Source organism: Brachybacterium kimchii, from assembly GCF_023373525.1.
Lineage (GTDB): Bacteria > Actinomycetota > Actinomycetes > Actinomycetales > Dermabacteraceae > Brachybacterium > Brachybacterium kimchii.
The window spans coordinates 2262757-2276552 of record NZ_CP097218.1 but is presented as its reverse complement, the minus strand read 5'-3'; the positions used below and the strand labels follow the sequence as shown (position 1 = coordinate 2276552).

The following is a 13796-nucleotide window of genomic DNA, read 5'->3' as shown; positions in this document are numbered from 1 at the left end:
CGCAGCTCCGTCCAGGCGAACGGGCTCGGTCCCGGCCCGACGGGCGTCCCGTGGGAGACTGTGGAGGTGCCGAGCCCCATGCCCTCCCCGTCGTCCGATCCCGCGAAGCCGGCCCCGTCGGACCTCTCCCCGGACCCCAGCGGCTTCGCGATCACCGCCCGCCACGGCGAGAAGGCCCGCGCCGGGGTGATCCGCACCCCGCACGGGGACATCGCGACCCCGGCGTTCGTGCCCGTGGGCACCAAGGCGACCGTGAAGGCCGTGCTCCCGCAGGCCGTCGCGGACCTCGGTGCGCAGGCAGTGCTCGCCAACGCGTACCACCTTTACCTCCAGCCCGGCCACGACCTGGTCGACGAGGCGGGCGGCCTGGGCACGTTCATGAACTGGCCCGGCCCCACCTACACCGACTCCGGCGGCTTCCAGGTGATGAGCCTCGGCGCGGGCTTCAAGAAGGTCCTCTCCAGCGAGTTCTCCGGCGGCGAGAAGGCCCGCACCGCGAGCGGCGAGGACGACGCCGTCGCCGAGGGCAAGGAGCGCCTCGCGCACGTCGATGACGACGGCGTCACCTTCCGCTCCTTCATCAACGGCGACGTCCACCGCTTCACACCCGAGATCTCCATGCAGATCCAGCACGGGCTCGGCGCCGACATCATGTTCGCCTTCGACGAGCTCACCACGCTCATGAACTCCCGCCCCTACCAGGAGCAGGCGCTCGAACGGACGCGGCTGTGGGCGATCCGCTGCCTCGCCGAGCACCGCCGCCTGACCATCGAGCGGGACACCAAGCCCTACCAGCAGCTGTGGGGCGTCATCCAGGGCGCCCAGTACGAGGACCTGCGCCGGCAGGCCTCCCGCGACCTCGGAGCGATGGAGGTCGACGACCAGGTCTTCGACGGCTTCGGCATCGGCGGGGCGCTCGAGAAGGAGAACCTGGGCACGATCGTCGGCTGGGTGACCGATGAGCTGCCCGAGGACCGCCCCCGGCACCTGCTGGGGATCAGCGAGGTCGACGACCTGTTCATCGCCGTGGCCGCGGGCGCCGACACCTTCGACTGCGTCTCGCCCTCACGGGTCGCTCGCAACAGTGCCGTCTACACGCGCACGGGCCGGGTGAACCTCACCGGCTCGCGGTACAAGCGCCAGTTCGCGCCGATCGACGAGACCTGCGACTGCTTCACCTGCACGCACTACACCGCCGCGTACATCCACCACCTGTTCCGCGCCAAGGAGATCCTCTCGGCGACGCTCTGCACCATCCACAACGAGCGGTTCGTGGTGCGCCTGGTCGACGAGATCCGCGCCTCGATCGCGAGCGGCGACTTCGAGGCCCTGCGCGAGGAGCGCACGGGCGCGTACTACGGCGAGGCGCGGTGAGCGGTCCCGCGGAGGCCGGCTGCTAGCTGCGCGGCTGCGATGCGCGCCGAGCGCCGAGGTCAGCGCTTCTTCGCGGCGCGAAGCACGACGATCCCGCCGACGATCACGAACGCGCCCTCGATGACGTGGCGGATCACCTCGACGATCACCATCACCACGAGCAATCCCCGTGCGGCGTCGAAGCTCCCGTCGTGGAGTGCGGACTGCAGTGCGGCCTGCGCGATCGCAGTGATGATCAGTCGCGTCACGACGCCGCACACGAGCGGAGCGAGGATCAGTCCGCCGCCGATCCGCACCCGCTGCGGGCCGACCACGAGGAAGTAAATGGCGGCTGCGAGCAGGGCGATGCCGACGATCACGTTGAGGATCACGAGCAGCACACCGCCCACGGCGAAGCCGGTGACTCCCGCCTCGGAGCCCTGATAGCCCGCCGAGTACCCACCGACGGTGGTCACGATGATGGCGATCGAACGGATCAGCAGGAACAGAGCGCCGAGGGTGATGACGATGATTGCGAAGGTGCGCGTCAGCCGGCTGCGATCCGGCGTTCCCGCCGGTGCGTAGACGGGCATCGAGGCATTCCCCGGAGCGTAGAGGCCGCCCTGCGCAGTCGGCTGAGGAGCGGCGTAGGGCGACGGCTGCTGCGGCGGGGCGCCGAACGGCTGCGGCGCGGGGGAGGGCTGCGACTGCGCGGGCTGCCCCCACGGGGAGGGCTGCTCGGTCGCGCTCGGTCGGCCTGCGTCCGGCTGGCCCGTGTTCGGCTCGCCCGTGCCCGGCTGGGGAGCGTCCGTTGATGCGGCGCTCTGCTGGGGCCAGCCCTGCTGCGGCTCGTCCTGCTGCGGCCAGCCCGACTGCTGAGCCCCCTGCTGCGGCCAGCCCGGCTGTGCAGCGCTCTGCTCCGACGTGCTGCGGTACGGGTCGTACGGCTGGGCGGCCTGCTGGCCGCCCCCATGCTCGCCGTATCCCTGCTGCTCGTCGGGGGCCTGCCCGTACCCCGGCTGGTTCTGCTGCGGATCCGGCTGCCCGTAGCCCTGCGACATGTGCTGTTCTCCCTGCTCTGGTCGGCCCTCGTGCGGTTTCAGCCTATCGGGCAGGTCACGTCGCCCAGGTCGCGATCGACCAGCGCGGACATGTCGATCGCGCCCCGCGCGCACCGTCTCTGCGATCACCGCGCCGGACCGGCTCTCCGCCAGGGGTGAGCAGCACACGCAGCGGGAGGTCGGGTCACGGCATATATGACACGTGACCCGACCTCCTGCTGCGCGAAATGCACGGGGCGCCGGACAACCGGACCGCGGACGGGTCAGCGCGCGGCGAGCTCGAATCGGAAGCTCACGGGGGCGGCGCCCAGCACGTACTGCGGCAGCGGCTCGGGGCCGCAGGCCGCGGAGCCCACGCCGTGCAGCGCCGCGGACAGCGTCACCCAGGTGAGGCTGTCGGATTCGAGGGCTCCGTCGTGGGCCTTCGCGTCGAGCTCGGCCGTCGACCACGGGCGCACCGCCAGTCCCAGGCCCTCGGGGGCGACGACGTCCACCTCGTGCCCATCGCCTCGCACCGCCGCGCGCACCACGCCCGCGCGGTTGCCGTTCTCCTGCGGCATCACGTAGCGGGTCTGGAGGTCGGTGACGGAGGAGCGGTAGGTCGCGAAGGTCGTGCCGCCGCCGGTGTCCGGGTAGGACTCGTGCGGCCCGTAGCCCGTGTACTGGACATCGTCGAGGTCATCGGGGACCGCGAACGTCCAGCCCACGCGGGGCAGCGGCAGGTCCTCCGGCCAATGGGCCGAGGGCTCCACGTCCACCTGCACCGCGACGCGCTCGCCGTCGCTGGACCAGCGTTCGGTGACGTCGGCGCCCAGGCTGGACCCGTCCAGACCCAGACGCTTGCGGAGCACGAGCACATCGCCCTCGACATCGGCCGAGACCAGTCGCAGCCGGGCCACGTCCAGACCGATCCGCTTCCACCGCGTCTCGAGCGCCACGGACGTGAAGGCGCGCTCGTTGTCCACGGGAGCCCGGTACAGGTCGACGCCCGCGTGAGAGACGTCGACCGAGCCGACCTTCACCAGGCGGCCCAGGTCGTCGAGGACTGCCGGGCCCACGCGCCAGCTGTCACGGCCCACGGCCGCATCCGGAGGGATCGGCGCGACGAGCTCGCCCAGGCCCTCCTGCTGCGCGGAGAGCGCGTCGCGATCCACATGGTCGGCGGCGACCACGAGGTGACCCGCCGGGACCGGCCCCTCCTCCTTGCGGGTCAGCAGGCGCACGGTCAGCGTGGGCCCGTCGCCCTCAGGCAGGGGCACATCGGCCGACGCCCCGGGCGCGAGGTCCGGCAGCGCGAGCTCCTGCCAGGTCTCCTGCGCATCGAGCGAGACCTCCGCGCGCAGATGGTCGAGGTTGCGGAACGCGTAGCGATTCGTCATCCGCGCCGCGCAGGCGCCGGATCCGTCGCCCCCCGCCCCCTCGAGGATCTCGAGCCCGACGGGAGAGAAGTGGTGCTTGGCGTCGAGCAGCGCGGGGGAGGGGGTGCGGTCGGGCAGCACGAGGCCGTCGGCCACGAAGTTCGCGTCGTGCAGGCGCTCGCCGAAGTCGCCGCCGTAGCCGTCGATCGCGCGGCCCTCCGCGTCGGTCGTGGCCAGGGCGTGGTCGATCCACTCCCAGATGAAGCCGCCCTGGATCGCCGGGTACTCGTGGACCAGATCGAAGTACTCCTTCAGGGAGCCGGCGCCGTTGCCCATCGCGTGCGCGAACTCGATCCACAGGAACGGCTTGGTGAGCGCCGGGACGTCGTCGAAGGCGTCGTCGGCCGCATCCACGCCGAGGTGGCGCAGCATGCCGACCAGCTGCTTCCTGTTCTCCGCATCCAGCGCGCGCTCGCCGATCTGGCGGGACTGCTCGTGGCTGGGGTACATGAGCGAGAAGAAGTCCGCGTCCAGCGCCCGGTAGTCCTGCTCGTAGATGACCGGACGCGTGGGGTCGACCTCGCGGACGCGCTGGATCATCGCGGTCGTGTTCCGGCCCGTCGACGCCTCGTTCCCGATCGACCAGATGACGATCGACGGGTGGTTGAGGTCCCGGCGCACGAAGCGGTCGGTGCGCTCGAGCAGGGACTCCGTGAACTGCGGGTCGTCGGCCGGTCGCTTCGCGGCGCCCGTGGAGTCCTCACCGGTGGTGTCCGCGTGGAAGCCGTGCGCCTCGAAGTCGCCCTCGTCGACCACGTACAGCCCGACCTCGTCGCACACCTCGAGGAACCGCTGGTGGGGCGGGTAGTGGGAGGTGCGCACCGCGTTGATGTTGTGCTGCTTCATGAGCGCCGCGTCGAGATCCTGGTTGCCCGGGTGCTGTGTACGGCCGACGAGCCGGTCGACCTCGTGCCGGTTCACGCCGCGGATCTCGACGCGCTCGCCGTTGACGCGGAAGATCTCGCCGTCGATCTCGACGCGTCGGAAGCCCACGCGCAGGGAGACCGTCTCGGTCGCGGCGCCGCCGGATGCGCCCGCGACGCGACCGGCAGCGCCGGCGCCGCCGGCGCCGGCTGCGGCCGTCACCGTCGCGTCGTAGAGGACGGGCACCTCGGCGCTCCAGGGGTCGACGGGGCCGACGTCGATGCTGGTGCCGTCCGCCGGGGCCTCCATGTCGAGTGCGGGGATGCGCACCACAGCGCCCTCGAGCAGCGCGCCGTCGATCCCGGTCGCACGGGCGCTGAGCGTGCCGCGGCCGGTGGACGGATCGAAGTCGACGCGGGTGACGAGGTCGTGGATGCCGCCGACGGGTCGCAGCAGCACGTCCACGCTGCGGAAGATCCCGGAGGCCCACCACATGTCCTGGTCCTCGAGGTACGTGTTGACGCTCCACTGGACCACGCGCACCTCGAGCAGGTGGGCGGCGCCCGCGCGCAGCAGGTCGGTGACGTCGAACTCCTGGGTGAGGCGAGAGCCTGCGGTCACGCCCACCTCGGTCCCGTCGATCCAGACCTTCGCCGCCGAGTCCACGCCCTGGAAGCGCAGGATCGCGCGGGCGCCCTCGGTGAGCTGCCGCTCCCAGTCGGCGGGCATCGCGAGCTCGCGCGAGTAGTGGGCCGTGGGGTTCTCGTCGGGCACGTGCGGGACGTCGACGGGGATCGGGTAGACGACGTTCGTGTACTGCGGGGCGCCGTGTCCCTGCAGCTGCCACAGGCCCGGCACCTCGATCGTCGTCGGGTCGCCCAGGTCCGAGCCGTCGGCGCGGGACCCGAAGCGCACGTCCCACGTGCCGTCGAGACTGATCTCCGGGGCGTCGGAGTGCAGGTGCGCCCGGCCGCGCAGGCGCCCGCTGCCGGCGGGCAGGGCCTCCCACCAGCGATCGGTCGGTGCGGTCACGGGAGCAGCAGTGGTCATCGTGAGGATTCCTCCAGGTCAGATGGGGTCTTCGCGTCGGACCGGGCGCGGGTGGCCGACGGTGGCGCTGGGGCCAGCCTACAGATTCGTGAGCGTTCACGTGAGGGGTGTCAGAGATGCTCGAGGCGCATGAGGCGCCCGAAACAGCACGGGGTCGTCGCCACGGCGCGTGAGTGGTACGAAGTCGTTGCCATGAGCGCCCATGGCAACGACTTCGTACCACTCACGGCCGCGCGCCGCGCCGGCCCCCGCGCGCCCTAGGCCCCGCCTCCGCCAGAGCCGCGAGAAGTGAGAAGTCGTCGTGAAGAGGCGGTTTTGACAGCAACTTCTCACTTCTCGGTGGCACGGGGCGTCGAGGGCTCCGGGCGACGTCGTCCAGCGCCGTCGCGCCCCTCACCCCGTTCCGTCCGCCCCGCCCCGCGCCGTCCCCACCCTCCCCAGTAGACTCGTCGGCCGTGACCACGTCCGAGCCCCAGCCGCAGCACCCGGAGCCCGCGTCGACCCGTGACGATGCCCCGGGCTCCTTCGCCGAGGACGCTTCGGCGACCGCCTCGTCCCTCGCGTCCGCTCCGCTCCTCGCGTCCGCCCCGCTCCTCGGGTCCGCGACCGATCGCCCGCAGACGGTCTCCGCGCGCAAGGACGCCTACGAGCAGCTGCGACGCCTCTCGACGTGGCGTCTGCTGAGCGCGACCAAGGCCCCGGCGGTGCTCGCGATCCTGCAGACGGTCTTCCCCGGCGGCAGCCGTCGCCTGGGGCGCAGCGATCTCGTGGCGCGCGTCGAGACGCACCTGGACCTGCTGCACGAGGACGGCCAGGGCCGCACCGCCCCGGAGTACGTGGACTCGTGGGTACGCGAGGGCTACCTGACCCGGCGCGACGACCCGCAGCACCTGGAGACGATGTTCGAGCCGTCCCCGGCGACGATCGATGCGGTCCAGTTCATCGCCTCCCTCGAGGAGCACCGGCCCACGACCACGGAGTCGCGCCTGCAGCTGGTGCTCCAGCAGTTCGACCGCCTCGCGCAGGAGACGGAGACCGACCGCGACGTGCGGCTCGCGGACCTGCAGCGTCGGCGCGCGGCGATCGAGCAGGAGATCCGGGACCTCTCCGAGGGGGAGCTGCTGCTGCCCGATGCAGGCACCTCCGCCGACCGGCTGCGCGACATCCTGCAGATCGCCTCCGAGCTCTCGGGCGACTTCCTGCAGTACCGAGAGGACCTGCGCGCCGTCGACCTCCATCTGCGCGAGCAGATCCTCTCCCCGGAGGCCTCGCGCGGCGAGATCCTCGAGCAGCTGCTCGCGGGCGACGACCTGCTGGGCCAGTCCCAGGTGGGCCGCACCTTCACCGCCTTCTTCCGGATGCTCAACGACCCCGCCCAGACCCGTCGGGCGCAGGACGTCGTGGACCGTCTGCTCGAGCGCGACTTCACCCAGCACCTCACGCGCGACGACCGCGAGATGCTCGCAAACGTCTTCAGCGACCTCTACGAGCCCGCGCAGGAGGTGCTCGACGTCAAGACCGAGCTGTACCGCTCGCTCGCGCGGTTCGTGCGCTCCCAGGACTTCCGCCAGCACCGCGTGCTGCTGGACCTGCTGCAGGAGGCCCAGGGCCTCGCGCTCGCGCAGAAGGACGAGGTCTCCACGCGCTTCCCGTTCTCGCTGGACCTGCGGGTCGCGCGGGTGCGGATGTCCTCGGTCTCCCAGCACCGTCTGAAGGATCCGACGGACCCGGGATCGCCCGTCGAGGCCGAGGTGCACGACGCGACCACGCTCAGCGTCGAGGTGCTCCAGGACCTGGTGCGCACCAACGACATCGACACTGTGGGCCTCACCGGCTCCGTGAACCGCGTGCGCTCGCTCGCCGGGCAGGCCTCGATCGGCGACGTGCTGCGCGAGGAGCCCGCCCGCCAGGGGCTGGCGTCCGTGATCGGCCTGATGTTCCTGGCCACGCAGTTCGCTCAGGAGCGCGAGGGGTCGACGGAGGTCGTGGGCTGGCGCGAGCTGGACGGCAACGACTACGCGGCCAAGGTCCCCGCCTACTACTTCCTGGACGACGTGCCGGTGGAGTGACGCCGGAGTCCGCCGGCTGCCGGGCCGACGACGGGATCAGCTCCCGAACGGCACGGGATGCCCTGGGATCTCGCGCAGGTGGGCTCCCCGCTCCCGGGTGAGTCGTCCGGGAGGCAGGGCGGTGGCGAGGATCTGCTGCTGGTTCGCGATGCCAGCATCCGCCAGAGCGCGAGCGATGACGCCGACGACCGCCGTCGGCCGTCGGGACGCGCTCAATATCTCGATGGTGCCGCCCAGATCCTTGATCATCTGGTTCTCGGTGAGGGCATCTCCCTCCAGGTCGCCGGTGCGCCGTGCGAAGAAGGAGATCCCGGAGCGCGATCCCGGGTTGATCTGTCCCACCGTGAGCGCCCATGGGGTCGAGGACTGGTGCAGGTAGGCGGCGAGATTGCTCCACGATCGCAGCGTGCCCAGGTCGATGTCGGAGAGCATCACCACGGTGCACGAGAAGAACGGGAGGAAGGGCCCGATGACGATCGCGCGGTCGGTCACCGAGAACGCGTAGGAGCGCAGCACGAGTGCGATGGGCAGGACGGCGAGCAGGAGCAGCAGCACGAAGGAGATCGCCGCAGCAGCCCTGTCGCCCGTGAGGAGGACGAAGCCCGAGATGACGATCACCAGCGCGAGGGGCAGCAGCTTCAGGTACCAGGGCCAGTGCATCCGGAACGTGGCGCGTGTGCGGCCCAGGACCTGTGCGCGGCTCATGCGCGAGCCCCTGGGTCAACGGTCAGCAGGACATCCGCGGGCTCGCGCAGCAGGTCCATGACAGCTCCCTTCGCGCTCATTGCTCGCGCGGGAGGGGATGCCCGGGGATCTCACGCAGGTGCGCGCCGCGCTCGCGCGAGAGAGTTCCCGGCGGCAGGGCCGTGGCGAGGACCTGCTGCTCACCGGCGATCCCGGCGTCTGCCATCGCCCTGGCGATGACGGCGATCACCGCCTCGGGGCTCCGGGTCGCGCTGAGGATCTCGATGGTTCCGCCCCGCGCCTTCACCCTCTCGTCCTCGGTCAGGGATTCGCCCTCGAGCGCGCCGGCTCGCGTCGCCGCGAAGGAGATCCCGCCGCGCGCTCCCCGGTTGATCTTCCCCAGGGTGAGCAGAGAGGGGATTCCTGCCTGATGAAGATAGGCGCTCAGATTCCTCCACGTGCGCATCGTGGACACGTCGACATCGGAGAGCATCACGACGGTGCGGGGGAACCCGGGGAGGAACGGGCCGATCACGATCGCGCGATCGGTGACCGCGAAGGCGAAGGAGCGCAGCACGAGTGCGATCGGGACCACGGCGAGAAGGAACAGGAGGACGAACGAGATCACCGCGGCGAGCCGGTCCCCGGCGAGAAGGATCAGACCATCGATCGCGAGGACCAGCACGAGCGGCAGGAGTCGGAGGTACCAGGGCCAGTGCATCCGGAACGTGGCGCGTGTGCGGCCCAGGACCTGTGCGCGGCTCATGCGCGAGCCTCCCGGGCCGCCGTCTGCTCCGGTGCCTGGCGCACGAGGTCGTCCGACCGACGGAGAAGATCATCCTGCGCCTTCTGCATGGCGGGGATCGCCTCGCCGAGGGCCCTCCCGCGGAACTCCTCGGCGTCCGCGCCGTGCCGATCGGCGGCGGAGACGTCGCGCATGATCCGGGTCCGCACTTCCCGGAGACGGAGCATGCCCTGCCGCATGCGCACGCCGATGTCGCGCAGCTGATCGGTATCGGCGCCGAGGGATGTCATCGCCCCTCCGTCGTCGTGGTGGTCCCCAGGGCCTGGCCGGAGCGGTGCGAATGCCCAGGCGGGTCCGACCGTATGCGGAGACGGGACGAGCGGCCATGGGGAGAAGTCCCCACCGTCCGTCCTGACGGCGGTCGAGAAGGAGCGGCCCGTCGTCTCCCTCCCGCCCCGCCCCGCGACCTCACTCGATCCCGAGCAGCTTCCCGCTCTTGGAGACCTCGGGGTCGGTGCACGAGGCGAGGTCGAAGCAGCAGGGGCGACGCTTGCCGTTGCGCATCTTGTCCAGCGACACCTCGACGCGCCGCGCCCGAGTGTCGGGGTTCTTCGTGGCGCCGACCCAGCGCACCCACTCCCACCGGGCCATGGGCGTGATGTCCTCCCAGACCCCGCCGACGTCGTCGGCGCCCGCGAGCGCCTCGCCGAGATCCTCGGGCACCGACGGCTCGGGCCATGCGGCCGACGGGGTCAGCGCGAAGGACACTTCCTCGCCGTCGCCCCGGCCCAGCACCTCGAGCATCTCCTCGTCGAGGCTGATCCAATGCCCCTTGGCGCCGTCGGGCTCGACGACGAGGTCGAAGGGATGACCGTCGAGTACGGCGGTCACGGCGTTCTGTCCGCGCGTGCGCAGCCGAGCGCTCGCCTCGGCGGGCAGCGGCAGGATCAGGCGCTCGCCGATGGCGCGGATGCGTCCGGTGCCCTCGATCGGCTCTGCTGTCTCGTCGGGGGTCCCGGCCATGTCCCGCTCCGTCCTGCTCCTTGGCTCCGCCGCCCCGTCGGAGTCGACGGGGTCGAGGCTGTCGAGGTCAGAGTACGGCCTCTCCGCGCACCGGGGCCGCGCGCGGGAGTCACGGGCCGGGGCCGCCCGCGGGGGCCGCGCCCCCAGGCCGAGTCGCAGGGACGGGTGCGAGGCGAGCGGTGACGTGTGGGATGACGGACGCTCCTCGGACGCCGCATCCGTGACGGCGCGCTCCCCGCCGGTGGCATCATGGCTCCCCGGCTCCGCCCGCGCGACGAAGCTGTGCAGCGACGACGCTGTCGACCGATCAGTCGCCATCGAAAGGCTTCCCATGTCGGAGAGACCCTCCGCCCCCTCGTCGACCACCGGTTCCTCCGCGGACGGGGCGCCCGCCCCGGCCGGCGCCGACGAGAACACGCGCTCCCTGCAGTCCACGCTCAAGCCCTCCTGGGTGTTCGCGATCGCGCTCGGCTCGGCCGTGGGCTGGGGCGCGTTCATGCTGCCCGTGGACTGGCTGCAGGACGGCGGCACCGCCGGCGCGCTCCTGGGCTTCACGATCGGCGCCGTGCTCATCGGCATCATCGGCATCAGCTACGGGATGATCATCCGCGTGCTGCCCGTGACCGGCGGCGAGCTCGCCTTCGTGCTGCAGGAGTTCGGCCGGCGCCACGCGTTCGTGGTCGGCTGGTTCCTGGCACTCGCGTACGCGTGCATCGTCGCCCTGAACGCGACGGCCGTCGCGCTCGTGTTCCGCATGCTGCTGCCCTCGCTCATGGAGCAGGTGCACCTGTACACGGTCGCGGGCTGGGACATCTACCTGCCCGAGGTGATCATCGCGGCCCTCGCGATCGTCGCCACGGGCTTCATGAACGCGATGGGCACGGCCCTGTCCGGGCGCTTCCAGTTCATCGCCTGCGTGGTGCTGATCATCGCGGTCGTCGCGATCCTGTTGGGTGCGCTGCTCCACGGCATGCAGCACGGCTTCGCGTTCTACCCGGCCTTCCCGGAGGGCTCCTCGCCGCTGCCGGCGATCGCCGTGATGGTGGCCTTCGCGCCGTGGGCGTTCGTGGGCTTCGACAACGTGCCGCAGGCGGCCGGGGAGTTCGACTTCTCGCCCCGCAAGGCGCTGTTCCTCATCCTCGCCGCGATCGGCACGGCGGGCCTGGTCTACCTCGCGATGATCTTCTCGAGCTCCGTCGCGCTGGGCCCGAACGGCGACACCCACCCCGACGCCGCGTGGCCCACGGCGGAGGTGATCGCCGGGATCATGGGCCCGCTCGGCAAGGGCCTCATGGTGATCGCGGTGCTCATGGGCGTCGCGACGGGTCTGAACGGGTTCACCGTCTCCTCCTCGCGCGTGCTGATGGCGATGGGCAGGGCGAAGATGCTGCCGGCGTTCTTCGGCCGCGTCGAGAGCCGGCACCGCACGCCCGTGGTCGCGATCGTGTTCACGAGCGCCCTGTGCCTGCTGGCGCCGTTCTTCGGGCGCTCCGCGCTGCAGTGGATCGTGGACATGACCTCGGTGGGCGTGACCATCGCCTACGGGTACACGTGCCTGGCCGCGTTCAAGCTGGCCCACCCCGCGCGAGCGGGGGAGCACGACGCCTTCGGCCGTGCCCGCCCCGTCTATCGCGCGATCTCTCTGCTGGGCGCGCTGCTGTCGCTGGGCTTCCTGCTGCTGCTGTTCGTCCCGGGCTCGCCGGGGCGCCTGGGCACCCAGCCGCTCGTCGCGCTCGCCGTGTGGGTGGTGCTCGGCGCGCTCTTCCTCGCCGTCCGCCACCGACGGCTGATGGCCGCCCCCGAGGAGGAGCTCGAGGAGGTCATCCTTCACCCCGAGCCGTGAGTGCCGGGCTCGGGTCGGCCCGGCACCGTCCGGCTCTCACGCCGAGTACACGACCTCGCCGTCCTTGACGGTGGTGAGCACCTCGATGCCACGCAGGTTCTGCGGGTCGGTCGCGAGGGGGTCGGCCGAGAGGATCACGAGGTCGGCCCGCATCCCCTCGCGGATCTGCCCCTTGGTCTGCTCCTCGCCGTACTGGTAGGCGGCGTCGGTCGTGACCGCGCGCAGCGCCTCCCAGGTCGAGATGCGCTCCTCGGGGCCGACGGGCGTGCCCTCGCGGCTGATCCGGTTCACGGCCGCCCACACGCTCAGCAGCATGTCCGGGGGCGTGACGGGGGAGTCCTGGTGCAGGGTGACGCGCACGCCGCGGTCCAGCGCCGAGCGGGCCGGGGAGACGCGGCGTCCGCGCCGCGGTCCGAAGTTGCGCAGATGCGCGTCGCCCCAGAAGTACGTGTGGACGCTGAAGATCGAGGCGATCATGCCGAGCCGTGCCATGGTCTCGAGCTGGTCGTCGCGCACGGTCTGGGCGTGGATCATCACCGGGCGTTCGGCCAGCAGCGTCGGGTTCTCGGCGCCCACCTGCGTCACCGTGTCGATCCACTGCTGCGCGGCGGCGTCGCCGTTGCAATGGGCGATCAGCTGGACGCCGTCGCCCGCGAGCTCGCGGGTCCAGGCGAGCACCTGCTCGTCCGAGTGGGCGGGATAGGCGCAGCCGGGATGCTCGTCGCCCGGGACCGGGTCGTAGGGCTCGCTCATCCACGCCGAGCGCGCCTGCGGGGAGCCGTCGAGGATCAGCTTGTACCCGCCCAGGCGCAGACGCCCCGCGTAGTCGCCGGTGAACTCCGCGAACTGCTCGCGCGCCGGGGCGCCCCAGGCCGCGACCGGGTAGACCACGAGGTCCAGCGGGAGCTCGCCCGCCCGTGCAGCCTCGGCCAGGTCCGTCACCGCGTCGGGCGAGGCGGCGCCCTCCTGGGCGGTCGTGATGCCGTGGCGCAGATAGTCCTCCGCGGCCAGACGCAGGGCGGCCGACGCGTCGCCGCCGCCGAGGATGCTGCCCGCGCCGCCCTCCGGGTCGATCGCGGCGAACAGGGCGCCGAGCGCCGCATGCTCCTCGGCGAAGCCGTCGGGGGAGCCGTCGTCGCGGCGGCCGAAGCGCCCGCCCTCGGGGTCGGGGGTCTCGGCAGTGATCCCTGCGGCCTCGACGAGGACGGAGTTCGCGGCGCCCACGTGCATGCTGCGGTGCATGGCGAGGACGGGGACCTCGGTGGAGACGCGGTCGAGGTCCTCGCGCGTGGGGTGGCGCCCCTCGGCCAGCTGCGTCGGGTCGTACTTCGCGCCGATCAGCGGCGAGTAGTCGCCCGCATCGCGCGCGGCGAGACGCTCCCGGAAGGCCGCGACCACCTCGTCGATGCTGCGGGCTCCCTCGAGGTCGACGAGGGCGGCGAGCCGGCCGTGTGCCAGCAGATGGCCGTGGGAGTCGACGAAGGACGGCATCAGAGTGCGGCCTGCGAGGTCCACCTCGGCGGGTTCGTCGGCGCGCTCGCGGAGGTCGGCGAGAGCGCCGACGCCGGTGATCAGTCCGTCCTCGACGAGCACGGCCTCGGGGGCGTCGTCGCGGTCGACCATGGTGAGGATGCGGCCGGAATGGTAGAGCGTCTGCACGCTGCGGCTCCTTCGATGCGGGGGTGA

General features: G+C 71.8%; 10 protein-coding genes. 3 read left to right on the top strand and 7 right to left on the bottom strand.

The window, feature by feature from the left end; translation table 11 throughout:
* Nucleotides 1–78: 78 nt before the first annotated feature.
* Nucleotides 79–1374, top strand: coding sequence for a tRNA guanosine(34) transglycosylase Tgt (gene tgt / locus M4486_RS10650; RefSeq protein ID WP_249477102.1), 1296 nt, complete (start codon nt 79–81; stop codon nt 1372–1374).
* Between the two features lie 59 nt (nt 1375–1433).
* Here the strand turns inward: tgt and M4486_RS10645 are convergent, their stop codons facing one another.
* Together M4486_RS10645 and M4486_RS10640 are read right to left on the bottom strand one after the other, a co-directional pair.
* Entirely contained in the window at nt 1434–2414 is a 981-nt protein-coding gene (locus tag M4486_RS10645) for a hypothetical protein (RefSeq protein WP_249477101.1), read from the bottom strand.
* 263 nt (nt 2415–2677) lie between these two features.
* A complete protein-coding gene (locus tag M4486_RS10640) occupies nt 2678–5746 on the bottom strand; it encodes a glycoside hydrolase family 2 TIM barrel-domain containing protein (protein ID WP_249477099.1) in 3069 nt (1022 codons plus the stop codon).
* Between the two features lie 653 nt (nt 5747–6399).
* Here M4486_RS10640 and M4486_RS10635 point away from each other — a divergent pair.
* Nucleotides 6400–7815: a DUF3375 domain-containing protein gene (locus tag M4486_RS10635; RefSeq protein WP_429798343.1), complete on the top strand. Its 1416-nt coding sequence runs from the start codon at nt 6400–6402 to the stop codon at nt 7813–7815.
* 36 nt (nt 7816–7851) lie between these two features.
* On the opposite strand, the gene M4486_RS10630 is transcribed toward M4486_RS10635, so the two are convergent.
* The 4 genes from M4486_RS10630 to M4486_RS10615 all read right to left on the bottom strand — a co-directional run bounded on the left by M4486_RS10630 (nt 7852) and on the right by M4486_RS10615 (nt 10267).
* Nucleotides 7852–8520, bottom strand: a complete 669-nt coding sequence (locus M4486_RS10630; RefSeq protein ID WP_249477095.1) for a DUF6526 family protein — start codon at nt 8518–8520, stop codon at nt 7852–7854.
* A gap of 76 nt (nt 8521–8596) precedes the next feature.
* A complete protein-coding gene (locus M4486_RS10625; RefSeq protein WP_249477093.1) occupies nt 8597–9265 on the bottom strand; it encodes a hypothetical protein in 669 nt (222 codons plus the stop codon).
* Complete coding sequence (locus M4486_RS10620) at nt 9262–9534, bottom strand: hypothetical protein (protein ID WP_249477092.1); 273 nt, start codon at nt 9532–9534, stop codon at nt 9262–9264. The genes M4486_RS10625 and M4486_RS10620 overlap by 4 nt, the downstream gene beginning before the upstream one ends.
* 178 nt (nt 9535–9712) lie before the next feature.
* Entirely contained in the window at nt 9713–10267 is a 555-nt protein-coding gene (locus M4486_RS10615) for a YdeI/OmpD-associated family protein (RefSeq protein ID WP_249477090.1), read from the bottom strand.
* Between the two features lie 331 nt (nt 10268–10598).
* On the opposite strand from M4486_RS10615, the gene M4486_RS10610 reads away from it, so the two are divergent.
* A complete protein-coding gene (locus M4486_RS10610; protein WP_249477088.1) occupies nt 10599–12110 on the top strand; it encodes an APC family permease in 1512 nt (503 codons plus the stop codon).
* Nucleotides 12111–12146: 36 nt separating this feature from the next.
* Here the strand turns inward: M4486_RS10610 and M4486_RS10605 are convergent, their stop codons facing one another.
* Nucleotides 12147–13769, bottom strand: coding sequence for an amidohydrolase (locus tag M4486_RS10605; protein ID WP_249477087.1), 1623 nt, complete (start codon nt 13767–13769; stop codon nt 12147–12149).
* Nucleotides 13770–13796: the final 27 nt, after the last annotated feature.